The following is a 25,716-nucleotide window of genomic DNA, read 5'->3' as shown; positions in this document are numbered from 1 at the left end:
TCCCGAACCCCCACCGTCACCCTCGCCGCATGACCAGGATGAAAACCCTCAAAACCGGCAGCGCGAACTTGACGAAGGACATAGAGGCACCCCCCGGGCAATGTCGAGTTCCGGCAGCACGCCGCACCTTCCTTCTCGTCATCCCGCGATGCATCCACAGGCGTCTACTTGCAGTTAGACTGCAGGCTACGTTAGCTCACCGGGAAGGGGAACTCGGCACCAGGGCACCGCGCTGGCGCCGCCACGTCAGGGAGTGGTGGCGAACATCGAAGGCGGCCGGAAGGTAAGCTCCCGTAGAGCCCCCGGTTCCGCTCGGAGGCTTTGAACGCGGCTCCGGTGGCCTTGAGTTCGGGCGCGAGGTTTCGCGCGGTCTCGGCCACCGAGGTCCCTTCGCTGGCCCGTACGGTTGCTGGATCCATACTGGATCGCGACAAACCGAGCAACGTTTTCGCAGGTGTGTTAGATGTTTCGCTCATGTACCACCACATCGCTGATCTGGCAAACATGCAGGTCAATAAGGGTCTGACTCTGCGGGGCCAGGTCCCTAGCGGTGCTTTGTTAGACCGGGGAGTAGAGATCAAGTGGGTGGCCTGCTCCGACGGCGTTGATCAGGGCTTGGAGTTCGGGTGGCGGGGGTGCGTTGCTCCAGGCTCGCCAGCAGCGTTGGAGGGTGGTCCAGGGGTCGAGCCAGGCCCGGACGGCGCGAATCGCCTGTGGCCAGCTTGCTGGTTGGGGCTGGTGGGGTTTGCTTGGGCCCCTCTCAGCCGGTTCGGCCGGCGGGGCCGCTGGGACGACGACGGGATCCGGGTCCGGAGGCTGAGTGAACCAGGTGTCCCAGCAGAACGAGAACGCGCAGGTGACCAGGGTCTGGTGGCGGCGGATGGCGGTATCGGAACGGACTTGGAAGTCGGCCCACCCGAGTTCGCCCTTGACCTGTTTGTAGCTCTGCTCGATCCAGTGTCGGATGCCGTAGATCCGGACGACTTCGTGCAGGCCGGCGGCCGGTTCGGGGTTGTCGGCCTCGCGGGGACCGCCGGGGCGGGGCAGGTCGGTGGCCAGGTACCAGGTGGCTTGCGCGGGCAGCGTGGCCGGGTCGGTGGTGGCCACGACCAGGCGGACGTTCCCGTCGGGTCCCCACCAGCCGAGGCGGGCGTCGGCGGCCCACCAGGTCTCGGTGTGCCCGTCACGGAAGGTTCGCTCGACGGCGGTCCAGTCACCCGGATGCTCGGGGCCCGTCCAGGTCAAGGCGCGGGCGGCATCGACGGGAGTGTAGGCGTCCTTGCCGTAGGCCCAGGTGCCGTGGCTCGGTTTGAGAGCCATGACGAACGGCAGCCCTGCCGAGGCGAGTTGTCTGCGGAAGCCGTCCTGGTCGCCGTAGGCGCAGTCGGCGGCCACGGCCCGGAAGACCACCCCGGCAGCCTTCGCGGTGCGGGCCAGCTCCGCGGCGATCTGCAGCCTGGTGCGGAAGCCGGGGTCGCTCTTGCCCTTGGGTAAGTGATGGGCGGGGCTGTAGGGCACGGCATGCAACGGGTAGTAGAGGTTCTCATCGGCCCAGCAGGGGGTCACGGTGACGATGCCGTTGTCGGTCTTGCCCAGCCGGCCCAGCCACTGCCGTCCGATGTGCGCGGTCGCCTTCCCGTCCTTACGATCCCCGGAATCGTCGATCACCAGCACCCCGCCCGGGTGCGGCGCGGTCGCGGGATCGGCCAGCAGGAGTTCCACCCTGCGGGCGTTGACCCGCTCGTGGTCCCAGGTCGGTTCGGACAAGAAGAACTGCAGCCGCTGCACCGGGGGATGCTGGGCCCCGACGACGGGTTCGGTGCCGGCCAGGCAGGTCAGCGTCTTGTTGCGGTTCCGCGGCAGCAGCAGCCCAGTCAGGTACTCGCGGAACCCACGGCGCTGTGCCAGTGTGGAGAACAGGTCATCGAAGCGTGCGGCGTAGGCTTCCAGCGGGCCCGGGGCGGGCGGACACGGCAGACGACGGGTCATCACAAGCCCCCAGGCGGCGAGGCAACGTTCCTCTGCTACCGGCCTACTACAGCCCAGACCCGCAGTCAACAAACCACCGCTAGTGCTGTGACCGGGATGGTTCACCGTGATCGGAAGGCGGCCCGGGGGACGAGCGCGCGCGAAACGGCTGGTATTACTGGGGCATGCAGGAAGAGACCGCACGCTCCGCGATCGACACGTTCATCTCCGCGTTCAACGCCTCGGACGACAGCTATGTGACTGCCCTGCTCTCCCAGGCCCTGACCTCAGACGTGGTCTTCTGGGGGCCGTTGGGCCGCAGCGAAGGAATCGCGGCGGTCGAGCGGTTCGTGCTGGACATCCGGCGCCACCCGGCGGGGACCGGCACGATGGTGCGCTGCTCAGCGGTGGACATGCCTGACGAGTGGGCCCGGTACCAGTGGGTCTTCACCACACCGGGTGGAGGCCCCCGCCTGGCGGGAACGGACGTCGTCCATCTGCGACGGAGCCTCATCGACCAGGTCATCGTCTTTGCGGGGGAGATCGAGCCGTCCGCCTCCTGAGTCATCCTTCTGTCGCTGTCCTTCTCGTGAACTTGCCCCCTTCGGCGCTCGGGGGCTGCGGTTCGCAGTTGGTCAGGCTGCGGTGCTGAGGGGGCGTCCGCCCCAGCCGATGCCCTTTTCGCTGCGGATGCGGGCACGTTCCTTGCGTTGGGCGGCGAGTACGTCGGGGTGGCGGGCGTTGGTGGTGCGCCAGCGCAGGTAGCGGTGCGCTGCCTGGGTTTGCTGTTGCGGCTCGCTTGAAGGTGAGCAGGGCAGAGTTCTCTGAGCTGGGCCTTGCTCACTTTGGTGAGCGCATCGCCTCGTAGGACATGCTGCAGACGGCTTCAGGTGGCCGTAGATCAGCTCGTCCATGGAGCCGTTGGCCTGCGTTTCTCACCCTGTTTGTTGGCGGGGACTGCGTTGCTCACATGGAGCGAATGCTGCGCAGCTTCACCGAGCCGCCGGTGTAAGTGATCGAGAGCCCGCGCCCCGGGGGACTGCTTCTGCCGGCTTCGGGGTGGGTTTGGGCGCTCGGGGGAGTGCGGTGATGCAGGCAGGCTCGTTTGAGCTGCTGTGATGACCGAACCCCTGTCACGCCGTTGCTCCAAGCCGTGCCCTCGGCCGTTCCGGAGCAATGCTCAGGACCTGTGGATCGGCCCGGGAAGGCACGCAGAGGGCGTACCTTCCCGAATGATCCTGTGATGGTCACCGAGTAGGCCCGCGTTCGCGGCGCGGGTCGGGAAGGCACGCCCGTGCTCAGCGTAGTCACCGACGACGGCTCCACCCCCTCGGCTCCCTGTTCGACGAGATCGTCCGCGAAGGCGCCCGCCGGATGCTCGCCGCCGCGCTGGAGGCGGAAGTCAACCAGTACATAGCCGAGTTGGCGGCTGAGACTGACGACAGCGGCCGACGCCTGGTGGTCCGCAACGGCCACCATCGGCCCCGCACCGTGGTGACTGCGGCCGGGCCCGTCGAGGTCACCGCGCCACGCGTGAACGACCGCCGCGTGGACGAGGCCACGGGCGAGCGGCAGCGATTCTCCTCGAAGATCCTGCCGCCGTGGTGCCGCAAGTTGCCGAAGGGCACTGTCACGTTGGCCGACGGGTGGGATGATCTTCGGGTTGATGACGGTGGAGGGGGTTGTCCGTGGGCAGTACGCCGCCGTCGTACAAGGGGCACCGGTACCCGGTCGAGGTGATCTCCCACTGCGTGTGGCTGTACTTCCGCTTCCCGTTGTCATTCCGTGAGGTGGAGGAGTTGATGCTGCAGCGCGGCATCATCGTCTCCTACGACACGGTCCGCCGCTGGTGTCTGAAGTTCGGACAGGCATATGCCGACGGACTGCGCCGCCGTTGGCCACGGCCCGGGGACAAGTGGCACCTGGACGAGGTCTTCATCAAGGTCAACGGCGAGCTGAAGTATCTGTGGCGGGCCGTCGACCAGGACGGCAACGTCCTCGACATCCTCGTCCGGAATCGGCGGGACAAGACCGCGGCAAGACGCTTCTTCCGCCGCCTGATAAAGAAGACCCGTACAGTGCCGAGGGTGGTCGTCACCGACAAGCTCCGCTCTTACAGCGCGGCGCACCGCGAGGTCATGCCCTCGGTGGAACACCGCTCCCACAAGGGCCTGAACAACCGGGCCGAGAACTCCCATCAGCCCACCCGGCAGTGCGAACGCGCCATGAAGGGATTCCGTTCCGTAGGCGGGGTCCAGCGGTTCCTGTCCGCATTCAACGGCATCTCGCCCCACTTCCGCCCTCACCGCCACCTTATGGCAGCCTCCGACCACCGAGCCGAGATGACCGTCCGCTTCGCGATCTGGGACCAGATCACCCAAGCTGCCAGCTGGCCCACCACAGCCTGACCACAGGCCCGGACCGCAAGCCCACCATGCCCCAACGCGCCGTCAGGCACCGACATACTCAACAACTTGACAGCGCCCGCTGTGGGCCTCAAGGGCCTTGGCGAGCAACTCGTTCATGTCAGTCCCGGCTGCCTGCCGCATCGCGGCGAGGGGCGCTGGGGACTTCACTCCATCGGCGAGGACGTCCAAGATCGCACGCCGAGGGTGGTCTCCCGGAGGGGCAGGAGTGCCCAGGACCTGCATGACGGCGTCAATGGAGCACCCGCGCGGATCCGGCACCCGGGCCTTTCTTGTCATGCCTGGACAGTACCGAGCGACTATTGGATCGGCAGGTCCAACTTGGCTGTTCAGGGCCCTTTGGCGGTCAGCTTGATTTCGGGGGCACGAAGTTCGAACCGTTGTGATCGAAGTCGTGCCTCCTGTCGATGACGAACTCCTCCACGGTCATGGGAGAGCGATTGCCGATGACCTCGATGAGGTTGTTCGTGCCCTGGAAGATGCCGTTCTGGTAGTCGATGGCGACATTGCTCAGGTGCTGGATCAGGTGGGACTCCCTCCTCAGGGAAGCCAGCCCGTCCGCGAACTCCTCGACGCTGACGGGTTCGTACGTGACGGGGATGTCGAGTGCGCGCGAGACCGCCTTGGCGATTCCGTAGTGGTCCATCTCGACCGGGCCGTGCAGGGGATAGGTCTGGCGATCGTGCGGCTCGGGCTTCTCGAGGATTGCGGCGATCACGTACGCCTGATCAACCGCGGCGACGGGAGCGTGACGGCCGTTTCCGAACGGAAGGCGGAGTACGCCCTCGTCTCCCTGGCGACCCCACCACCAGCCGATCCATTCGGCGAAGAACGTCGGCCGCAGGTGCGCGGTGAGTAGCGTCGTGCGGTCGAGCAGGCGCTCGCCGAGCCAGTGCTGGCGCGCTTGGTTGCTGACGGCTTCCCGGCGGGCAGAGATCTGCGACATGTTGACGACCGATCGGACGCCGGCCTCGGTGGCCGCCTGCGCGAACGTGACCGTGGCGTCGAGCAGGCCCGGGGCGATCGGGTAGCAGAAGTAGGCTCCGCTCACTCCTCGTAGGGCGGTGCTCACGCCATGGAAGTCGAGCAGGTCGCCCACGGCGATTTCGGCGCCCGTGGCAGCGAGCTGCCGCGAACGGTCGTCCTCCCGGTGCACGAGGGCGCGTACACGGTGCCCTCGTTCCAGGAGCAGTTGCACGGTGGTCTTCCCTGTGTTCCCCGTTGCGCCGGTGATCAGGAAGAGTCGGTCATCGTTCTTCGCCATGCTCGTCGACCTCCTTGCGAATCACGCCCGCCTCGGCGGCGAAGTGGTGGCGCCGGGGGAATGGCGCACGTGTTCAGGAGCGCGCCGGGCGGACGGCCGGAGTGTTGTGCCAGGGCGGTCTGCGACCTGCGCGGGACTGGCGCCGGAAACCCTGACTTTTGTTTCCTAAAGCCAGAAGTCTACACCTGATCTGGCTATGGGAAGCTATAGCCAGAGGGGAGGCGGGTAGGAGATGAGGAGTATGCCGATGCGCCTTGTGGGAGCTCTGGCCGATCGCAGGCAATGGGTGGCGGACGACTGCTCGATCGACCGGACGATGCGGATCCTCGGTACCCGATCGGCCATGCTGATCATGCGGGAAGCGCATTACGGAACCACACGGTTCGACGACTTCGTACGGCGCGCCGGGATCACCGAGGCTGTCGCCGCGGCACGGCTTCGCGAGCTGCTCAAGGCCGGCCTGCTTGAGCGGCGCACGTACCAGGAGCCAGGCCAGCGCAGTCGGAAGGAATACGTTCTGAGCCAGGCCGGAGTGGACCTCCAGCCGGCCCTCCTGGCGCTCATGCAGTGGGGCGACCGTCACCTGCCCCGCCCGGACGGGCCACCACTGGTCCTGCGCCACGCCGGATGCGATGCACCGGTTGCCCTGCGGCTGGCCTGCGAGCAGGGCCACGAGGTGCAACCGGAGGAAGTCGCGGTGCACTCCAGACTGAGCTGACCACCCCTGGCTAGGAGTTGTCATCAAAGTGCCACCTCTACATCAGGAACGACGCGAGGGCGACGGCTTGGTGTGAGGTTCCACCGAGTTGCCGGGAGCCGGAGGCTCGAAGCGGTCGAAGAAGTCGTGCCTAAAGGTTGTCCCGTAATTGATCTTCGGCTGTGGCGGAGTGCGCCGTGGGGCGGGGTGGCCTGTGTTACGTGGCCTGGAGGAGGTTGTGCAGGCGGGCGACGCCGAGCATGGCGTGGTGGACGCCGTCGCCCTTGAGGCGGCGGTCGCGCAGGATCTTCCAGCTCTTCATTCGGGCGAAGACATGCTCTACGCGGGCCCGGACCTTCTTGTGGGAGCGGCTTTGCTCCTTCTTCCAGTCGCACAGTTCTCCGCCGGCGGGGCGTCTATGCGGGATGAGCAGGCCGGTGCCTGGGTAGCCGCCGTCAGCGATCGTCATCGTCCGCCCGACGGCGGCCTTCGCCCCGGACTCGGACCATGCCTTGCAGTCGTTGCGGTTGCCCGGCAGGGGCCGACCGACCACGACGACCAGGCGCGTATCGGCGTCGATGACGACCTGGTGGTTGGTGGAGTAGCGGTAGTTCCTGGACTGATCGGCGATGCTGTGGTCGCGGGTGGGTACCAGAGTGCCGTCGACGGTGAGCACGGCGTCCTTGCGGAATCGCTGCCGCTGCTTGAGTGCGAGCATCGGGCCGGTATGGTCGATGATCCGGTCGGCCGCGGACTTCGAGACGCCAAACAGCGGGGCCAGTTGCCGCAGCGTCAGGTTGGTGCGCCAGTAGGCGGCCACCAGCAGAACCCGGTCCTCCAGCGGAAGCGACCACGGCCGCCCTGGACGGGGCGCGTCAGCCCCCTCCCGGCGCAGCATCGTGATCAGCTTGCCGAAGGAGCGCGGGCTCAGCCCCGTGAACGGACCTGTCCACGACGGCTCCGACGCTGTAATCACATGAGGCACCGAAAGATCATTTCATCCGCGATCGGCGGCTCGGGATGCGCCCAGCCTCAGAACTCCCACCAGAGGTCGATGCTCCGGTGGACTCGCTGGCGAAGACAGCTTGAGTGCGTGTAGGCCTTCTGCCGCACGCCACCGCCTCGTGCCGGGTCAATCGCGCCGAATCTGACCTCGGTCGCTGCCTCGTCCTGATCGAGATCGATGCCTTGGTAGCAGAAGCAGCAGATGGGGCTCTGATCCAACGGGGTCCTCCTTGTGTCTGCGAGACGGCCACGACCGCGCCGTCTCGCAGACCCTACGCCGAACATGGTTCGATTACGGGACAGCCCTTAGCGCGAGCTGCTGAGGGGCTGGGGCGTGGTCAAGTCGGTGCCGATGCGTCTCCGTGGTATGGATGGAGCGATCATCGAACACCGTGCTTGGCCACGTCCCAGCCGCGACTTGCCGCGGTCTTCCACCGGAATCCCAGCCGCGAGAACGACGCAGCCCTGCGCTTTGGTCCGCTGGCCGGAATGCCGCAGCGCGGGTCCCGCACTGTCCAAGCCGTTGGTATCAGTGGACGATTCGCTCCATGATCCAGTCGACCAGTGGCTTGGTCACCTGGCTGTGCTCGGTGTTGTCGCTGTCGCACTTGAACTCGTCGAGCGCGCTCTTCTCGTCGGCTTCCTCGACCTTCTCGTACGGGTCGACGTCCCACTTGGCCGGGTCGTAGTCCAGCGCGACCGCACTCACGGAGGGGACGAAGCAACTGAACCTGCACTTCTCCGGAATATCAGCCCCGAGTGCCGCGGCGATCTTGCCGAAGGAGCCGAGGGTGCCACCGGGCGTGCCGTCAAGGCCGGGAACGTACGAGGTGAAGCCCCGTCGGACCTGGCCGATGGCCCGCATCTCACCAATCGGCTTGCGCGTTCCGCTGTCGGGCTGGAAGTTCGCCTGGGCGTAGACGACCAGCGGCACCTGCCGCTTGAACACCTCCGTTCCGGCTGGTAGGTCGCGGCCGGTGCCGTTGCCGGTGCCGTTGGCCACGCCGAGCTTGCGCGGCCGTTGCGGGAACTGGCCGAGGTCGCTCAGTTCGGCCAGGAACTGCGTGCGCAGTTCGCTGGAGGTGGCGACGGGGCCTTCGTACTTCGCGTCCGGGACCCATGCGTACAGCAGCTGCTGCGCGGCGGGGCTCCTGATCAGCTCGGCCTCCTTGACCTTGCCGGGCTTGGCCGGCAGCGACTCGAAGAAGTAGGCCATCTGCTGGAGGATCAGCGGGATCCAGGCGCCGTTGTGTGGGGAGTCCCAGGAGAGGTAGGTCGCGGTCTCGTGGTCCTGGTGCTGGTTCTCCATCTCGGCGAGGGCGTAGCGGGTGATGATGCCGCCCATGCTGACCCCGCCGACGATCAGTGGCTCACCGCCCTGCCTCTCTTGGATGACCCTGTTGATGGCGCTGATCACCACCCCGGCGTTGGCCTGGATGTACGTGTGGCGCTCCTCGAAGCCGACCAGGACAACGTCGATGCCCGCGGTGAGCAGCTGCTCGAGGAAGCCCACGTTGCTGCCCGGGTAGGGCGCGTTGAAGTGGGCGAACAGCCCCGGCAGGTCACTGCGGCCGTAGTTGAAGCCGTCCGCGAAGATGAACGGCCGCTCCAGCTCGTCGTGACCGTCGGCGAGGTAGACCGCAGCCTCGCCGAGGGCCACCTCCCGCCGGTACGGTCGGGCGGACCGAAGCGGCCAGGTGTGCTTCGGCTGCCGGTCGCTGTCGCGCGCCACGCCCGTCGGGGTGCCGAACCAAGGGCCTTGCGGCAGGTTTTTGGCGAACTCCGCCACCTTGTCCGCCGAGGACTTCTCCTCGGCCTGCTTCCACGTCAGTTCGACGTCGATCCTGGCTTCCTGTGCCATGGGACAGCTACCGCCTCTGCGTAGGTGTTGTTCACGGGCCCGCCACAGCCCATCCCTGATCACGCGGGAGCGGGCGGGCAGTGCACGGGATTTGCCACAACTCCGGGCAGAGGATGGGATCCGTCACCTGCCCTCATAGTGACCAAATGCGACAATGTCATCACTCAGCGTGTCGCGCAAAAGCGGCCGGCCTCGCCGCCCAGGCAGCTGACCCCTTGAGCCGGCCGACGCAGGCGCTTGCCGCGGCGGTGGGAATTACGCTGGTAGGGGTGGCCCTACTGGACGCCGGGTAGCCTTAATGGCAGGGGCGAGCGCCGAACTGGCTATCGGGCGCACGAGCGCATGCCGAGGGAAACAGGACCGCGCAACCTCATACGCCAGACGGGTCTTGCCAGCAGTCGACTCACCGACGATGAGCACGAATCCGCTCTCCTGCACGGCCTGCCGCAGCAGGGGCTCGGCATCGCGTTCCACGTAGGGCGGCGCCAATCGGCGATCAAGATGTCCGTCTGCGGGGTGAACGCCGTGTCACGCGGGTCCCATGAGCGTCACCTCTACTGCCTGAGAGTGACCGTCGGTTTCCTGGCATGCTCTGGTCCCGTCACCGTTTCCGGAAGGTAAGCCATTAGAGCCAAGTATCTCCTTCCGAATTCTTCCCGACTGAGTCAGGGATACAGCAAGGCGCCTCATGGCGCACTGAAACCGGTCGGCGACCTGGACGGCGGTGGGCGCCCCGATGCTGGCGCTCTCGGTGAAGAACGGGGCATGGTCGCGACAGACGACCTCGATCCCGGATGCTGGGTCAGCCAGGCCGCGAGCATGCCCGCCTCGCGATCCGGCAGTAGGTCCACCGGTCTGCGGGACTCGCCGTCGACCAGCACGGTCCCGTAAACGCGCCCCTTGCGCATCGCGTGCTCATCAACGCCGACTACCCGTGGGATCCGCGGTTGAGGCTTGGGGAGACCGTCGACCAGGCGCAGGACCGTGTTCCGACTGACCCTCACCCCGAGGACGTCGGCCGGCCGGGCACCCGCTCGACCGGCCAGGGCGAGGCCGACCTCGGCAACGTCGTAGTGACTGTATGAGCCGGCACCGGCAAGCATCCCAGGCCCCAGTGAGGACACGGGCATGTCATCTGGTTGGGAGCCGGGCGACATGCCCGTGCAGCAGGAGCCATCCTCCGTAGAGCCAGTTCCGACAGTAGGCCGACACCGCAACTGCAGGACCGGCTGAGCCAGAACGATCTCAGCAATGTCTCAAAAGGCGTTCCACGCAACGTGCTTGGGGGATCATGCTGTCATCGACCGAAGACGATCGAGGGGGCAGCATGGCGCGTGTCGTGGTGGTGCACGGAATCGGACAGGAGTACCTGGGGCGACGGTCCTTGCGGGATCCCGTCGGCGCCGCACTCGCCGACGGAGTAGAGATTGCCGTTGCCGCCGGGGACATCGGTGGCCCCGCCCCGGCGCCGGACGACGTCGACGTAGCTTTCTACGGAGATGTCTTCCGCGCCCCCGGCACCAAAGGCGCGCAACCCGCGCCACGTAGCGCCGCCGACCTTGCCGACCCGTACGAGCAGGCCCTTCTCGAAGCCTGGGCAGCGGCTGCCGCACCGGACCCCACGAAAGCGGATTCCGACCCGACGAAGGCCCCCACCCCGCGCACGCTCCAGCGCGCCATGAACGCCCTGTTGCGTTCGCCGTTCCTGCCCGGGCCGGTGGCTGAGCGGTTCCTGCTGGGTGTCCTGCGCCAGGTGCGCCGCTACTTCACCGAGGACGCTGTGCGGGCCCGTGCCGCCGAGGCCGTCGGTGCCCGCATCGGCCCCGACACGACCGTGCTCGTCGGCCACTCGCTCGGCTCCGTCATCGCGTACGAAACCCTGTGCACGCACCCCGAGTGGCCTGTCCGCACCTTGGTGACTATGGGCTCTCCGCTCGGCATGCCTTCGCTCGTTTTCGACCGGCTGCGCCCGGCTCCGGCCGCAGGGCGCGGGCAGTGGCCGGGCGGCCTGGAGCGCTGGAGCAATCTCGCCGACCGGCACGATGTGGTTGCGTCGGTGAAGGAGCTGGCCGACCTGTTCAGTCCTCGCCACCCCAGCCCTCTCCCCACCAGCCACGCGACCGCAGCGGGCCAGGTTACCGACGCCGCCGTCGGCGCCAGCCGTTCCGTGCTCCGGGACGTGCCTGTCGACAACGGATGGAAGGTCCACGACCTGCTGCGCCATCTGACCGCCAGGGAGTCCGGAGCGGCGATCGGCGAGGGGCTCGCGGCGGGCTAATGGGAGAGGCGACGCCGAAACGGTACGCGCTGGCCTTCGGCGCCGCGCACTACACGCACGAGGAACTCCCCGCGTTGCCCGGCGTTGCCGAGGACCTGCCGAGCATCCTCAGATCCCTCGCCGGCATCGGATACGAACCGATGCCTGTCTTCCCCGACGGAAAGCTGGACCCCCCTGCCCCCGACGACGTCCTGCGGCCTTTGCTGCGCTGGCTCACCAACGACTTCCAGGACGGCGACACGCTTCTCGTCTACTACAGCGGCCACGGCCAGGAGGAGGGCCCGGCCCACTACCTGATGTGCTCCGACTCCGAGACGGGGCCGGCCGAGGTCCGCCTCAGCGCGCTAGCCGCCCACCAACTCGTGGAACTCCCAGCCCTCAAGGGTGTCCAACGCCTGCTGCTCGTCCTCGACGCTTGCTATGCCGGCCGCGGCGCGGTGGACGCAATGGACCAGGCTGTACGAGCCAAGCTCACGCTCGCCCACGCACCAGGCGCAGATCATCGCTTCCTGAAGTCCTTCGGGGTACTCAGCGCCGCCCGGATCACCGAGGAGGCACACGACGGCGCGTTCAGCGCTGCACTCGCCCACGTCCTCACTGACGAGGCCCGGCTCGGCCATCACGCCAGCCACATCTCGCTGCCCGAACTCGTTGCCGCGCTCAACGCGGAGTTCCGGCGGCGTGAAGTCGACCAGAAGGCGGACTGGGCGCAGCTGTTCGACGACACCATCCAAGGCGACCCGGCGACCGGGTTCTTCCCCAACCCCTACTACGTACCCGAACTACGCCTGGCCGGACGCGAACTCGATATCGCTGAACAGCGCCACTTCGTACGCAGCCTAGGCGCCGCCTCTGCCTTCGAGATCGCTGAACAGCGCCGCCGCTACGCCGACCTGAGTGAGCACTTCTCCCCACGGGGCACTGGCCGGCAGACAGCCAGGGAGATTGGCCACTACTTCACAGGCCGAGCCCGAGCCTTGCGCCGGCTCGCCGGCTGGCTTCGAGGCCAGAACGACCACGACGTCCGAGTCTTCGTCGTGACCGGCCCGCCCGGCGTAGGCAAGTCAGCAGTTCTTGGCCGACTCGTCGCCCTGTCCGACGAGGGCACACGTGACACTATCCCCGCCGAGACCGTCGCGCCTGGTACGCAACCACCGACCGGAGCCATCACGGTCGCCTTACATGCGCGGGCCCTGACCCTGGACCAGGTCGTCGCCGCCCTCGCCGCCGCAGTCGGAGCCCCGGAGCCGACCGTGTCCGGCCTACGGGAACGTCTCGCCTCCCTGAACTCCTTCGCCACCTTCGTGGTCGACGCGCTCGACGAGTCAGGTGTCGCCCATGACGAAGAGCACCACATCGCCCGCTTCCTCGCCGACCTGGCGGACGCATTCCCCCGGCTGCGCCTCCTGATCGGCACCAGGCCTCATATCGTGGGCGCCATCGCGTGGAGGGCACCGCAGGCACGAATCATGGATCTCGCGGAACCTACCTGGACCGATATCGAAGACCTCGTAACCTACTCCGAGCACCTGCTGCGAGCGCCGCTCGGCCCCAACAGCGGCAGGAACCTGCCCGACTCCTTCGTCGCCCGCGCCGCCGGCGAGATCGCCCTAGCTGCTCACCCCCTTTATCTGGTGGCTCGTCTCGTTGCCCGCGCCACGGCCAATGCCGCGGCCGGCCACAGCGCTTCGCCGCTCAGCCTTCCTGCACCCGACCCATCGGACAGCCCTGCGACCGCGATCGGCCGGGCCTTCCGCTGGGCCCTCACACAGCAGCTCACCCTCTCGGAGGCGGCGGAGGTCAGGTCGCTACTGTTGCCTCTGGCGTATGCCGAGGGTCAGGGCATGCCCCTCCCACATATCTGGGCAGCTCTCGCGGCACCCCACCCGCACCAGACCGGACCTACTGCCGAGCGGATCCTCAACCTCCTGCGCAACGACGCTGTAGGCCCCTATCTCGTCGAAACCCTCGATGAGGACGGGCGCTCGGTCTACCGGCTCTACCACCAGGCACTCGCCGACGACCTGCGCCGCCACGACGCACCTCGGGACGCCGAGGACCGCTGGTACCGGCGGCTTCGGGGCACCGTCCCCCGTGCGACCGACGGAACCCTGTCGTGGCGTGAGGCCGACGCGTACGTCCTGCGCCACCTGCCCGCCAAGGCCGCCGCGGCCGGACGCCTCGACGAACTGGTCACCGACGGCGAGTTCCTGATCCATGCGCACCCCGCGGGGCTGGCCCCCCTGCTGCACGGGCTGCGCACCGACGAAGCCCGGTCGGCTGCCGCCGTCTACCGTGACCATCTGGACCTACACCGGCGGACGAGCCCCGATGTCCGCCGTCACGTCCTCGCCTGCGATGCCGCCCGGCACCGGCACACCGCTCTGCTTGACCAGCTGAACACCGGGGGCCGGGCAGGCCGATGGCGTCCCCTGTGGGCAGCGGCAGGCAGCTCCCGTTCCACCCTCTCCGTGCAACGCCTCGCCGACGGCCTGGGACCGATCACCGCAGCCAGCCGCATCGGAGGAGACATTGTCGTCGCAGCCGATGGCGGAAAGCTCCGCGCCTGGGCCATGGCGACCGGGCGCCCGGTCGACCTGCCCGCCCCCGCATGCAGCACAGCCTTCACCTCGCTGACCACTACTACCTCCGCTGGTCACGACCTCCTCATAACTGGCACCGCTACCGGTGCCGTGCACGTCTACGACCTCACCACCGCATGCACAAGGGAAGCTAGCCGCCTTGCCCCCGTATATTCCTCGCCGGTGACACACCTCGTCACGCTCGACCTGGGGGGCCGCAGGATCGCGGTGAGCGCTACCCAGGACGGCGTCCAGCAGGTATGGGATCTCGCGAACGCGACCGCACTGCCGCACCGGCTTTTCCTGCCGGACGGCTGCCCCGGCGGCCTGGCGACGGTCACCGTGGACGCGGACCCTGACGCAGCCGACAAGGTCGGGCGACGGGGCCGGGAAGTGGTCGTCGCCGGCGGTCACCACGGCTCCCTGCACATCTGGGACCTGGCCCGTGGGAAGACCGTGGCCTCCCCGGCCGATCCGCGCCTTCCGCCACTGGATGCAGTCGGCTGTGCTGTCCTGCACGGGGTTCCAGTTGCCGTCACCGCCGACCGAAACGCCGTTCGCATCTGGTCCCTGCGACGTCTGCGCGCGCCACGCGAAGTGGACGCGCTCGTCCTGCCGTCTCCAGCGACCGCCGTCTCCTGTACCACGCCGGGCGGTCGACCCACCGCCGTTCTGGCCTGCGTGGACGGCTCAGTGCACATGCTCGATCTGGAGAGCCGCCGTCTCGTCGCCTCATCAGCGCCCCGGCAACCGACCGACGCCACGACCTCAAGCCCTTCCGGTCTGCAGCGGTCGTTCATCTCACTGCACACCTACGTCTCCGGTGACGGCGCCGCCACCGCCGTCCTTGGCACGCCCGACGGATCCGTACAGGTATGTGACCTCACCCCGCCGCCTGGGACGTCGAACGACGGCCACACCCGGGCCATCGTCGCCGCTGCCTGCGCAAGTCACCGGGGCCAGCCGGTGGTGGTGACAGCAGGGAGCGACACGACCATACGGATCTGGCGGATGGATACCGGGGCTCTCGCCCTGCCCCCCATTACCGATGAAGTCTCAGGTTTCACGGGAGTCGTCTCCGCTACGGTCGACGGCCGTACCCTCGCTCTGACCCTGGCCGCTAACCGGCCGGCCGAAGTGTGGGACCTGACGAGCGGCACCACAATGGACCGGCAGCGACCTCGTTGGGGTATGGCGGTTGCGGTCGGTCACGACAAAGGCCGTCCCGTCGCAGTGATGGTGGACTACGCGCACCGTCTCCAGGTATGGGACATGATCAGTGGCACTTCGCTGCACGACCTGACCAGAGCCGTCGGCCGGGTGACGGCCTTGGCCTGCGCGCCCCAAGGGGGCCCGCTGGACGTAGCCGGCGTCCGATCGGACGGATCCGTAGGACTGTGGCGTCTCGGCACGAACGACCCCGGCAAGACCTTGCGCGGCATTTGGACGGCGACTGCAGTGGCCTGCGTCCGCCCCGGCGAGCGTTCCGTCGCTCTGATTGCATGCGATGACGGCACTGTCAGAGCCTGGGACGGTCTCACGGACATTGTCCTCGGTGAGCAGGGGCCTGGGATCAAGACACTCACGGGGCGGATCGTCAAGGGTCGCCTGCTGCTGGCGACCGGCAACAGCGCTGGACAGGTGACGGTCTGGGAGACGGACGGCAAGGTGTGGCCGCTGGCTTCCCCCGACGCCGCTGTCGATATGTTCACCGTGCCCGACCAGGTTGCGATCAACGCCCTGGAGTTCGCGCCCGACGGACGGCTCATTCTCTCCGCGTACAAAGACGTCTACGTCTTCGGTACCGCCGATAAAAGGGAAAGGTACTCAGCAGATAGCGGGGCAAGCAGCCAGGCCGATGGCATGGGCGGTCACTGAGTCCACGAGTGTCCGCTACTGAACTTGATTGGGTCCTACGTTGTTGGTGGGTCGGACGGGCCAGTCGTATGGTCCTGGGATCCAGAGGCGCCGGGTATGGCTCTGATTGGGTTGCCGTCGACGGTTCACGTCACCTGGCCGCCCGGCGCCTCACGACGACTCGGCCGCTGATTAGGAGCTGCGGGCCCCTGTGGGTGCATCGCTGAGTGGGACCACGCTGGCGAGGTCGTCTGGGAGAACGGGACACATCGAGCGAGCGGAGGAACCGTGGCCCTGATCTGGGCGGGGATGATGGCGCTTTTTGAATCTCCCCACCTGCTGCTCAGCGATGGATCAAACCTGCTCTGTTGATCTCCCCACCCATCGTGTGATCTCGACCGGCGTGTTGCTGTATGTAGCGCTTCATCCGGAAAGCCTGCATGCGCCAGTTCGGCCTGTTCGGGGGCCTGGATGCTCACGCGGGAGGAAGACGTGGATGCTCATGCACTGCGTCGGCAGGGATGGACGATCTCGGCGATCACCCGGCATTTGGGCCGGGACCGCAAGACGGTTCGCGCCTATCTGAATGGTGAGCGGACTGCTGGCCAGCGGCGTCAAGCGCCGGACGCGTTCGTTCCATTCCTTCCGTACTGCCGACAGCGCCTGGCTGACGATCCGCACTTGTGGGCGTCCACGCTGTTCGACGAGGTAGTGGGTCTCGGCTATAAGGGTGCGTACTCGACGTTCACCCGGGCTCTTCGCCGCTATCGGGTCCGGCCTCATTGCGAGCCCTGTCATGCCTCCACCGGACGCAATGTCGCTGTTATTGCGCATCCTCCGGGCGAGGAGATCCAGTTCGACTGGCTGGAGTTGCCTGACCCGCCTGACGGCTGGGGAGTGGGTGAGCGCGCGCATCTGCTGGTCGGTGCCCTCGCACATTCGGGCCGATGGCGGGCGGTGCTGGCGGAGTCTGAGGACTTCCCGCACATGGTCCAGGCCCTGGGCGATGTCGTTCGCAAGCTCGGCGGAACCGCTCGCCGCTGGCGCTTCGACCGGATGGCCGCCGTCTGCTATCCCTCCAGCGGCCAGGTCACCGCGGCGCTTGCTGCCGTCGCCACGTACTACGGCGTCGGAGTGGACATCTGTCCGCCCCGCCGCGGCAATCGCAGGGGAGTGGTGGAGAAGGCCAACCACTCAGCCGCGCAACGCTGGTGGCGCACATTTCCTGATGGCCTCACGGTTGTCCAGGCTCAGTCCGGTGTCGACAAGCTGGCCGCCCGGATGGACGACCGTCGTCGACGGATCGACGGGGCGGTCACTACCGTCGGCGAGCTCGCCGACGCTGAGCCGTTGCTCGACATTCCGGTGCGTCCTTTCCCGGCCGAGCTGGAGGTCGAGCGGACCGTCACCCCGCAGAGCCTGGTCGCTTTCGACGGCAACTTTTACTCCGTCCCGCCCGGACTGCCTGGCGTCCAGGTCAAGGTCCTGCACCGGCTCGGCGAGGACGATCTGCGGATCGCCACGGTCGGCCGGGCGATCATCGCCTGCCATCGGCGGGCCCCGCGCGGCGCCGGACAGACGGTCCGGGACGACGGACACGTCATCGCGCTGGAAAGGGCAGTACTTTCCTCGTTCTCCGACCTGGCTCCCTGCAAGACCAAGGTCCGCAAGCCCCCGTCAGCCGCCGCTCTGGCTGAAGCCGAGCGTCTGCGTGAAGGGCCTGCCACCGGCAGTTCAGCCGAACGGGTCGTGATCGACCTGACCCACTATGCCGCCGTGGCCGACCGGCTGCGGAGTGTCCCCTCACCGAAGCAGGAGGAGAACCCGGAGTGAGTACGTCACCGATGCAGGTGAGCGAGGCCCGCCGATTCCAGCAGCTCAGAGGCCACCTGTCCTATCTCAAACTCAACGACGCCGCCGAGGCGTTGAACCGGGTCCTGGACCAGGCCCGCGCCGAACGGATGTCTCTGACCGCAGCCCTGGAACGGCTCCTGGAGATCGAGGTCGAGGCCGTCGAAGCCCGGAAGCTGGCTGCCCGGGAACGGTTCGCCTGCCTGCCCGAGCCCTGGACACTGAGCGACTTCGACTTCGCCGCCCAGCCAGGCGTCGACGAGAAACTGATCCGGGACCTGGCCACCTTGCGCTTCCTCGACGACGCCTCCAACGTGCTGTTCGTCGGTCCACCTGGAGTGGGCAAGACCATGCTGTCGGTCGCGCTGGGGCGGGCGGCCGTCGACGGCGGCCACCGCGTCTACTTCACCACCGCCGCAGAACTCGCTGCCAAGTGCCACAAGGCTGCCCTCGAAGGCCGCTGGAAGACCTGCATGCGCTTCTTTGCAGGTCCGAAGCTTTTGATCATCGATGAGCTTGGCTACCTCCCGCTGCCCGAGGATGGTGCTTCAGCCCTGTTCCAGGTGATCAACCAGAGGTATCTCAAGTCCAGCACGATTCTGACGACTAACGTCGGGATCGCCAAAGCGCACATGTTCCGGCGAACCCGTGCCAGGTGCTGCCGAAACTCCATGGGTTCAAGCAGAGGACGAGATGGCTGTGGTCACCGCGTCGGGGATCAGCGCGATCAGCTGTTGAGAGCAGCAATCCGATTGCTGGGTTGCGACCTCGGCTCCGCAGGCATCGCAGACGAGGTTGGGGCCGTCCAAGCCGTCAAGTCCGCAGCATCCGTTGCGGCGCCCACGGTCAGGGTGTCTGGCCACCCCCGAGATGTCGTCGGGGTTGAGGACGAACACGCCGGTGTGAGGGCTGACCGCATACGACCCGCGCGGCATCAGCGGTGGCAGGAACCTGTGTCCCGGGGCTTCCTCCGTCACCGGAGGCGGCATCGGCACTTCCCGAAGGTCGGGGCTGATTCGCTGCTGACAGGCACTGCAGGAGAAGGCGGTCATGGCCGCAATTCTGCGTGAGCCTCCGGTGCTGTCTCTCGTCATTTCCGGCCTGGCTCCGAGGCAGGAAGTCGCCCCTCGTCGACGCGGTCGGCGAGATAGATCAGGGTGGCTTGTGGGTCCATTCCGAAGGCGGCGGCGACGAGCTTGGGGTCCATGGTGTTCACCAGGTCGAGCAGGCGGGTGCTTCGGATCATCCGGGGTGGGTATCCGCAGTCGTCAAGGACATGGGAGAGATAGGCAGTTGAGGCCGGGCTTCGCCCGGCCTTTGTTCCTTTGGTGATCATCACGTGAGGGTTGGCGGTCGGCCATGCCTCGCGGTGGGCCAGGCATCGCTGGACCGCCGTCCATGAGGTGGGATCCAATGGAACAGGGTGGGGCCGCTTGCCGAGCTGGACGGTCTGGGCCACCGGGTCGAGGTCGGTGACCTGCAGCATCCGGACCTCGGAACTGGAGGCACCGTGCAGCAGGGCGAGCATGCCCATCAGTGAACCGCCGACTTAGTGCGTTGTGGCAAAGGGAGTCCCTGTTCGATGAGCGGGGGCTTCTTCGTGCTCGGAGCATGACCGTGGAGGGGTAGGGGCAGGCAGCGGACGGCTTGTTGTTGATCGAGGAGGATGCGATGCCGTCGGTGCTGGGGTTGATGGAACGGCGTGAGGCGCGGGCGTGGCAGGATCTGGAGTCCTGGACGGAGGTCCTGGAGCAGGCTCAGGCGGAGGTGAATGCCGCGCGGGAGCGTGTCGATCGGGCTCGGGTGGGGCGGGAGGAGCTCGTGTCGGTGCTGGCCGAGGAGAGCGCGGTGAATACGCCGGCTTCCGTGCCGTCTGGTGGTGAGGTGGCTGCCGCTGTGGGGTCGAGCGGCTCTGGTGCGGGGGCGGGGTATGACGAGCGGCCGCCGGTGTGGCGGTCGGGTATGGGTGAGGAGGTGCTCAGTGGCCTGTATCGGGAGGTGTTCGCCGCGGTGGCGGCCGCGTCGGGGCCGGTGAGCGGGGTGGAACTGGCGCGGGCGGTGGGCCGGGAGACGGAGATCAAGAACGAGGTGGAGAAGGTCCGTCACCGTGCCTATGCGCTGGAGAAGCGGGGCTGGCTGCTGCGGGAGAAGAACGGATGGTTCATGCCCGCGCCCGGGGCAGTCGGTCGGGACGCTTCTCCGGCCAGCGCGGGGCGTCTCCGGCCAGGCGCCGGGACAGCCTGATCATGGCGGCCCACCACACCATCTGGGTGTGGTGATCGGCCCGGCGTTCGTGGTCGCGGTTGAGGCGGCGTGATCGCGAGAGCCAGCTCAGCGTTCTTTCCACCACCCACCTGCGGGCCAGTACGACAAATCCGCGTTGTCCGTCGGATCGGCGCACGACCTCGATCCGGACCCCGTGGCGGGCGAACGCCTTCGCCAGGGCCGGGCCCTGGTAGGCGCTGTCGACCCACACCATTTTCAGCAGCCGACCCGGATCGGTCATGAACGTCTCCAGCAGCGCGGGGGCGGCCTTTGAGTCGTGAACATCGGCCGTGGTCACGGTCACCTCGAGGAGCAGGCCCTCGGTGTCGGTCAGGATGTGGCGCTTACGCCCGTCACGTGATTTCCCGCCGTCGTATCCGCGACTGTCCTCGCTGACGGTTTCGGAGGCGTCCACCGACTGACTGTCGATGATCCCGGCACTGGGCTCGGTGTTTCGGCCCTTGCGTTCCCTGGCCGTGCAACGCAGGCGTTCGTGCAGCTCACGCACGTAGTCGTAGGTCCGCCAGCGGCGGAAGAAGTCGTAGACGGCCCGCCAGTACGGAAAGTCGACCGGCAGGGCCATCCACTTGACGCCGTTGTCGACGAGGTAGCGCACCGCGTCGAGCAGCTCGCGGTGGCAGTACGCCTCGGGGCGCCCACCCTGCCTGAGGAGCCAGGCCGGCACCGGCATCGCGGAGCGGACCTCGGCCCACTCCGCATCCGTCATGTCACTCGGATAGCACCGCGCCCGCCGCCCCGGAACGATCGGACCGAACCGGTGCACGTAGCAGTCACACCCAGGGGTGACCGCGGTGGACGCGACCACAGAGATACTGCTCAACTGGTCGGACAACGGGCTTCCTTGGTCGTGCTGGGTGTCGTAACCGCGTCACTACCAAGGGGCCCGTTCTTTCATGCCCGCGGCCGCACCCGTAACTCTGTCCAGATAGCCATCCGCGCCGCACACCTCGAACGAGATCCGGTTTGCCACAACGCACTTAGACACCGGCCGGTGATGACCGGGCGGATACGGAAGTGGGTTGTGGCAGACGAACCGAAGCGTTCGATGCGGAACTGTTGTGCCCGGTTGTTATCGGGACAGTCGTCGCGGGGTTCAAGCAGATCGCGCCCCGGCCCCTTCACCAGGACGGTGAGGCAGCCGATGCCGTACTTCGCGTGGTGCCACTGAATCCGCACGGTGTTCTTGGCTAACGGTTCGAGGAACACATGCGGCAGGCTGGCCTTCGAGCAGAGACGTTGGGCGGCGACGGCGGTCTGGTAGCGCCCGGTGCGATCTCTGCCTTCGGTGAGGCACAGATCGGGCGTGCGAACGGGGTGGATCCGTGCCCAGCTGCCTACGGCCAGCATTCGCAGCCCGGTCACCGGCATTGTGGGTATAGCGGTCGACGCTGGCGAGTCGTGGAATCGGCTGCTGATGCCGAGTGTGCTCGCAACCCCGATGCCTACGGCGCCGGCCAGGCCGGCCACCCGGGGCCACCACGGGGAGCGCGCTGCGGCAGACGTGTTCGTAGAGGAGGGAACTTCGGGGCTGTCGCCGCTGGCGTCGTTATTTCGTGCGTGCTCGTGGGCGGCGATGCGGCGGCGTGCCTCAAGCCACTCGCGTACTTCTGCGTCACTGAGGCCGCAGGCACGAGTGAAAGCTTTGACGAACCGTTCCCGGGGGAGGGTGGCGCGGCTGAGAGTACTCGCGATCGTGCTCGCCGGGAGTGCCTCGCCATGTGCGGTGGCCTTGCCCTCGAGCTGGCGGTAAGTCAGTTCTGACCAGATGCGCAGCGTCCGGAGTGCCTCGGTGAACTCGGTAGGGGTTCCGGTCCGCGCTGGCTGTGGTGGTTCTCCCGGACTCACTGAGCCGTCCTCCCTTTGACTCACTACTTGAGTATGGCCCCACTGGTGGTGACTGGGCACCCTTTCGAGACGACATCATTCAGGTTTGTTCGGCACGCAGCGCACTCGTTCGGAACGCAGCAAGCGCCGTTCCGAACAGACTCGAACGGCATCCTTCCTTGTCAGTCCAGCAGTCGTGCGGAGATTCTCGGCAACAGGCACGCCTGCCTCACCACAAGGTCCTTCCACGTGGATATCGGCGCGTGTGCTGACAGCAATCGCCGGTGCGCCGCTGACACTCTCGTGCGGGAGGCACACGGGCTCAGGGTCCAGTCATAGATGGAGCAGATCATGAGATTGCACGGAAAGATTGCCGCGTATGCCGTCGCAGGGGCAACGGCCCTTGCGGGGCTCACCTTCACAGCTTCAGGCGCTTCCGCAACGCCCACCGCCACCACCGCCCCAGCCATCGCCTCTACGGCTGCGGCCGAAACTCCCTGCCCCTACAGCGGGGGTCACCCGAACCTCTACTACACCGACACCGGCTCGGCCGTCAGGCACGCACAGTGCCTGATCAACCTCTACGGCTACGGGGTCGCCGAGGACGGCATCTTCGGCGCTGGTACGCGTACTGCCGTCAGGGACCTGCAGAGTCGGTGCCAGATCACCGTGGACGGCATGGTCGGCCCGAACACGTGGAACTGCCTGCACCCGGACAAGAGCCCCAACCCGCGCTGAGATCGTTCAACGGAGGGGCGCGTTGCGGCGAGTGCGAGATGTGCGAGCGACAGCCCGGCCCGGCCGACTCGGCTTCACCGGCCGTACTCACCGCCGCGCGGATCGAGGCCGCCCGCTACGGCGGGGCCGTACTCTACGCTGGCACCGTCGAGCTAACCGGCCCCACCCTCAACGAGCAGGCTACCGCCCAGGCCCTGCGCACCGCCGTCCAGGCGGGGCAGCTGGTCGGCGCCCGCATCACCATCGGCGTCCTGGGGCCTGCCCAGGCATAGCCCGCCCCGCCCCGCCACCAGTGCGCCGAGACCACCCCGGTCCCGGCGCACTGCGCTGCTGGCCCCCCAGGCCGGCGGGCAACGCGAGATCTTTGATGGTGGCAAGCAGTTGTGATCCAGCGCCGAGGACAAGTGCCGCCAGGCCGGATCCGGCCTTCACCAGTTGCGATCTCTCGGTTTTGGGACAGTGAGGTGAGAGACAGTGGGGTCTGGGTGTGTTGTTGCTGGTCGGTGGCGGTTCCGAGGCGTGGGGCCACTGTCCTGGGCATGAGAGAACCGCGGGGTATTGCTGTCCTGGGGCGTTATTGCATGAGGGGTGACGCTGTCTCAGTTTCGTGAGTTCTGATCCGCTGGCCGAATGGGTGTTGGTGTGCTCGGGGGCGTGGATCAGGGAGAGCAGGGTCCGGCCCCGGAAGGGGCGGGTGGTGATTCGAGCGGGGCTTTGCCGGCTGTCTCGGTTCGGGCGTTGCGGGGGCCGGCGGTGCGCGGTCTGCTGGCCCTGCGGCGGGAGGGGAAGGTCACCACTGGGCAGGTGAGGTCGGCGGCGGACGTGCTGGGGGTGCGGGAGCGTGCGGTGTGGCGGTGGCTGGCGGCCGCCGAGCGGGACAAGGCTGCGGCCCTGGCACCGGGGGAGCGGGCCGCGTATCCCGGGCGGTTCACGGTTACTGATGAGGTCAGGGCTCTGCTGGGGCTGTGGAAGGGCAACGTCGCGGCGGTGCATCGTGAACTGACCGCTCGCGCGGCCAGGGGCGAGGGCGAGTCTCCTCCGTCGATCCCGACGCTGCACCGGGCGATCCGTCGTGATCTGACGCCGGGGGAGCGGGCCGGGCTCGCCGGCGGTGAACGCGAGGCACGTAAGCATGATGTGTTCCTGGCCCGGCCGCGTCCCTGGCGTAACCAGGTGTGGGAGACCGACCACATGCAGGCCCCCGTGCTCATCGACGTTGACGGCACCGCCCGCAGACCGTGGATCACCTGGTTCACTGACTGCGCCACCAACGCGATCACCGGCGTCGCCGTCACCCCGATACATCCCTCGCGGGAGTCGGTGCTGGCCGCGCTGCGCTCCGCGGTCCTGCGTGAGGACCCCTACGGTCCGTTCGGCGGTCTGCCGGAGAAGGTGCGGGTGGACCGCGGCAAGGACTTCCTGTCTAGGACGGTGACGGCTGCGTTCGATCTCCTGGACGTGACGGTGGAGGACCTGCCCGCCTACACCCCCACCTCAAGGGCACGGTGGAGGGCCTGAACCGGGCGGTGGAGAGCATGTTCCTGGCCGCGCTGCCTGGCTACGCCCGCCAGCCGCGCCCCGGCAAACGGGCTTCCCGGCCGAAGGACGAGGTGCTGCTGGGCTTCGAGGATTTCACCGCCCGGCTGCTGGATTGGACGCTCTGGTGGAACACCGAGCACCGCCCGGCGCCGTTGCGGGGCAGGACTCCGCTTCAGGCGTGGCAGGACGATCCCACCCCGCTGCGGGATGTGCCGGCCGCGGATCTGTGGACGTTCACCCTGGAGGATGCCGGTATCCGCACGCTGACCACCCGCGGCATCCGCTTCAAAAGGCGCGACTACGTGGGGCCGTGGATGACCGGCCAGGCCGGGATCCAGGTCCGCATCCGCTTCATGCCCCACTACGACCACCGCATCGAGGTCTACCACGCCGCCACCGGCCGCTACCTGGGCCCCGCGGACCTGGCCGACCAGGCCGCCGACGAACAGATCAACGCCGTACGAAGAGCGCGGGCCGCTCGCGCACGCCGCCTGAAGAAGGACCTGGAGGCATCCCAGCGCGAGCGCTACGCCGCCGTGAACCAGCCCGAGGCACCTCAACGGCTCGGCGCGCTGACCGGTGCGCAGGCCGAGGCCGAACTCGCCCAGACTGCCGACTCCGACCTCGCGCAGCTCGCGATGCCAGACCTCATCCCGCACGCCGCGCCCCCGGCCGACTGGCGCACCCCGGCTTCCCTGGCCGCGCTGACCACGCCAGGACCGCCCGTCCGGTACCCGTACGGCCGTGACGGCGCTTCCGCCCCCGACGGCCCAGGCGGGCGGGCCGCACCTCCCACCACCGACGAAGACGGAGACACCTGATGACCGCGGCCACCTACCAGTACGTCGACCTGCCCGACGCATCCGTCGTCACCACCCGCGCCCCGCTCACCGCCCGGGAGAGCATCACCGACACCGTCGCCGCCCGCGCCATGATGTGCATCCACGGCGGCGCCGGCTTCGGCAAGACCCTCGCCGTCAACACCTGCCTGCGTGAACTCGAACCCGGCGAGGACGTCCACCGGGTCACTTTCCGCGCCCGCCCCACGGCCCGCGCGGTGCGCTACGAACTGTTCACCGCTCTCGATCTGGCCGGCGAGCCACCGCGCCACCCCAGCGAGTTCGACCGTCTGCTGAAGACAGCTCTGGCCGAACGCCCCCGTACCTTCCTCGTCGACGAGGCCCAGTGGCTCAACGGGGAGGCGTTCGAATACTTCCGCTACCTGTGGGACGAGCCCTCAACCCAGCTCGCGATCATTTTCGTCGGCGGCGCGGGCTGCCACACCGTGCTGCGCCGCGAACCGATGCCGTCCTCCCGTGTCTTCATCTGGCAGCAGTTCACCCGCCTCACACCCGACGAGGTCCTCGAGGTGATCCCGCTGTTCCACCCGGTCTGGGCCGACGCCGACCCCGAGGACATCGCCTTCGCCGACAGCCACGCCGCGCACGGCAACTTCCGCGCCTGGGCCCAGCTGACCGCCCACACCTGTACCGCACTGGCCCGTACGGGACGTGCACGTGTCGACTAGGAGCTGCTGCGC

At 67.7% G+C, this 25,716-nt stretch carries 18 protein-coding genes and 4 pseudogenes; 13 read left to right on the top strand and 9 right to left on the bottom strand.

Annotated elements, in window-relative coordinates:
• Positions 1–558: 558 nt before the first annotated feature.
• Positions 559–1,989, bottom strand: coding sequence for an IS701 family transposase (locus ACIOHC_RS40895; protein WP_401846570.1), 1,431 nt, complete (start codon positions 1,987–1,989; stop codon positions 559–561).
• Between the two features lie 164 nt (positions 1,990–2,153).
• Between ACIOHC_RS40895 and ACIOHC_RS40890 the strand changes: the two genes are divergently transcribed.
• Positions 2,154–2,531: a nuclear transport factor 2 family protein gene (locus tag ACIOHC_RS40890; protein WP_072488733.1), complete on the top strand. Its 378-nt coding sequence runs from the start codon at positions 2,154–2,156 to the stop codon at positions 2,529–2,531.
• A gap of 72 nt (positions 2,532–2,603) precedes the next feature.
• On the opposite strand, the pseudogene ACIOHC_RS40885 reads toward ACIOHC_RS40890, so the two are convergent.
• A pseudogene (locus ACIOHC_RS40885) lies at positions 2,604–2,753 on the bottom strand (IS630 family transposase); the annotation flags it as partial.
• A 553-nt stretch (positions 2,754–3,306) separates the two neighbouring features.
• Between ACIOHC_RS40885 and ACIOHC_RS40880 the strand changes: the two are divergent.
• Together ACIOHC_RS40880 and ACIOHC_RS40875 are read left to right on the top strand one after the other, a co-directional pair.
• Positions 3,307–3,606 (top strand): annotated as a pseudogene (locus ACIOHC_RS40880) (transposase); the annotation flags it as partial.
• A 50-nt stretch (positions 3,607–3,656) separates the two neighbouring features.
• On the top strand, positions 3,657–4,376 hold the full coding sequence (locus tag ACIOHC_RS40875) for an IS6 family transposase (RefSeq protein WP_401846566.1): 720 nt from the start codon (positions 3,657–3,659) through the stop codon (positions 4,374–4,376).
• Between the two features lie 364 nt (positions 4,377–4,740).
• Here the strand turns inward: ACIOHC_RS40875 and ACIOHC_RS40870 are convergent, their stop codons facing one another.
• Positions 4,741–5,658 (bottom strand): NAD(P)H-binding protein, encoded by a 918-nt coding sequence (locus ACIOHC_RS40870; RefSeq protein WP_389638174.1) that lies wholly within the window; start codon positions 5,656–5,658, stop codon positions 4,741–4,743.
• Positions 5,659–5,905: 247 nt separating this feature from the next.
• Here ACIOHC_RS40870 and ACIOHC_RS40865 point away from each other — a divergent pair, with 247 nt between their 5' ends.
• Positions 5,906–6,376 carry a helix-turn-helix domain-containing protein gene (locus ACIOHC_RS40865; protein WP_351086186.1) on the top strand — a complete coding sequence of 157 codons (471 nt, stop codon included), beginning with the start codon at positions 5,906–5,908 and terminating at the stop codon, positions 6,374–6,376.
• Positions 6,377–6,572: 196 nt separating this feature from the next.
• Here ACIOHC_RS40865 and ACIOHC_RS40860 read toward each other — a convergent pair whose 3' ends face one another.
• Positions 6,573–7,340 carry a transposase gene (locus tag ACIOHC_RS40860; RefSeq protein ID WP_401846562.1) on the bottom strand — a complete coding sequence of 256 codons (768 nt, stop codon included), beginning with the start codon at positions 7,338–7,340 and terminating at the stop codon, positions 6,573–6,575.
• Between the two features lie 549 nt (positions 7,341–7,889).
• Complete coding sequence (locus ACIOHC_RS40855) at positions 7,890–9,221, bottom strand: hypothetical protein (RefSeq protein ID WP_389638177.1); 1,332 nt, start codon at positions 9,219–9,221, stop codon at positions 7,890–7,892.
• Positions 9,222–10,548: 1,327 nt separating this feature from the next.
• Between ACIOHC_RS40855 and ACIOHC_RS40850 the strand changes: the two genes are divergently transcribed.
• The 4 genes from ACIOHC_RS40850 (at position 10,549) to ACIOHC_RS40835 (ending at position 18,859) form a co-directional block, all read left to right on the top strand.
• A complete protein-coding gene (locus ACIOHC_RS40850) occupies positions 10,549–11,499 on the top strand; it encodes a hypothetical protein (RefSeq protein WP_351086180.1) in 951 nt (316 codons plus the stop codon).
• Positions 11,499–15,959: a caspase family protein gene (locus tag ACIOHC_RS40845; protein ID WP_401846557.1), complete on the top strand. Its 4,461-nt coding sequence runs from the start codon at positions 11,499–11,501 to the stop codon at positions 15,957–15,959. Before ACIOHC_RS40850 ends, ACIOHC_RS40845 begins: the two co-directional genes overlap by 1 nt.
• Positions 15,960–16,430: 471 nt before the next feature.
• Entirely contained in the window at positions 16,431–17,771 is a 1,341-nt protein-coding gene (locus ACIOHC_RS40840) for a Mu transposase domain-containing protein (RefSeq protein ID WP_401846554.1), read from the top strand.
• Complete coding sequence (locus ACIOHC_RS40835) at positions 17,768–18,859, top strand: ATP-binding protein (protein WP_401846551.1); 1,092 nt, start codon at positions 17,768–17,770, stop codon at positions 18,857–18,859. The genes ACIOHC_RS40840 and ACIOHC_RS40835 overlap by 4 nt, the downstream gene beginning before the upstream one ends.
• A 20-nt stretch (positions 18,860–18,879) precedes the next feature.
• Here the strand turns inward: ACIOHC_RS40835 and ACIOHC_RS40830 are convergent, their stop codons facing one another.
• Complete coding sequence (locus tag ACIOHC_RS40830; protein ID WP_351086172.1) at positions 18,880–19,317, bottom strand: hypothetical protein; 438 nt, start codon at positions 19,315–19,317, stop codon at positions 18,880–18,882.
• A gap of 119 nt (positions 19,318–19,436) precedes the next feature.
• On the opposite strand from ACIOHC_RS40830, the gene ACIOHC_RS40825 reads away from it, so the two are divergent.
• Complete coding sequence (locus tag ACIOHC_RS40825) at positions 19,437–20,033, top strand: hypothetical protein (protein WP_401846548.1); 597 nt, start codon at positions 19,437–19,439, stop codon at positions 20,031–20,033.
• On the opposite strand, the gene ACIOHC_RS40820 is transcribed toward ACIOHC_RS40825, so the two are convergent.
• From ACIOHC_RS40820 to ACIOHC_RS40810, 3 genes and pseudogenes are all read right to left on the bottom strand, one after another.
• Positions 19,951–20,781 carry an IS5 family transposase gene (locus ACIOHC_RS40820; protein ID WP_401846545.1) on the bottom strand — a complete coding sequence of 277 codons (831 nt, stop codon included), beginning with the start codon at positions 20,779–20,781 and terminating at the stop codon, positions 19,951–19,953. The genes ACIOHC_RS40825 and ACIOHC_RS40820 overlap by 83 nt on opposite strands.
• A 185-nt stretch (positions 20,782–20,966) precedes the next feature.
• On the bottom strand, positions 20,967–21,437 hold the full coding sequence (locus ACIOHC_RS40815) for a hypothetical protein (protein WP_401846579.1): 471 nt from the start codon (positions 21,435–21,437) through the stop codon (positions 20,967–20,969).
• A 243-nt stretch (positions 21,438–21,680) separates the two neighbouring features.
• Positions 21,681–21,920 (bottom strand): annotated as a pseudogene (locus tag ACIOHC_RS40810) (helix-turn-helix domain-containing protein); the annotation flags it as partial.
• 330 nt (positions 21,921–22,250) lie between these two features.
• Here ACIOHC_RS40810 and ACIOHC_RS40805 point away from each other — a divergent pair.
• From ACIOHC_RS40805 to ACIOHC_RS40790, 4 genes and pseudogenes are all read left to right on the top strand, one after another.
• On the top strand, positions 22,251–22,637 hold the full coding sequence (locus tag ACIOHC_RS40805; protein ID WP_401846542.1) for a peptidoglycan-binding protein: 387 nt from the start codon (positions 22,251–22,253) through the stop codon (positions 22,635–22,637).
• Positions 22,638–22,675: 38 nt separating this feature from the next.
• On the top strand, positions 22,676–22,909 hold the full coding sequence (locus ACIOHC_RS40800; protein WP_401846539.1) for a hypothetical protein: 234 nt from the start codon (positions 22,676–22,678) through the stop codon (positions 22,907–22,909).
• A gap of 481 nt (positions 22,910–23,390) precedes the next feature.
• Positions 23,391–24,997 (top strand): annotated as a pseudogene (locus ACIOHC_RS40795) (Mu transposase C-terminal domain-containing protein).
• Positions 24,997–25,704, top strand: a complete 708-nt coding sequence (locus ACIOHC_RS40790) for an AAA family ATPase (RefSeq protein ID WP_401846536.1) — start codon at positions 24,997–24,999, stop codon at positions 25,702–25,704. The pseudogene ACIOHC_RS40795 and the gene ACIOHC_RS40790 overlap by 1 nt, the downstream one beginning before the upstream one ends.
• Positions 25,705–25,716: the final 12 nt, after the last annotated feature.

The organism is Streptomyces sp. NPDC088252, from assembly GCF_044740965.1.
Lineage (GTDB): Bacteria > Actinomycetota > Actinomycetes > Streptomycetales > Streptomycetaceae > Streptomyces.
The sequence above is the reverse complement of the archived record's forward strand: the minus strand, read 5'-3'. Positions and strand labels throughout refer to the sequence as shown.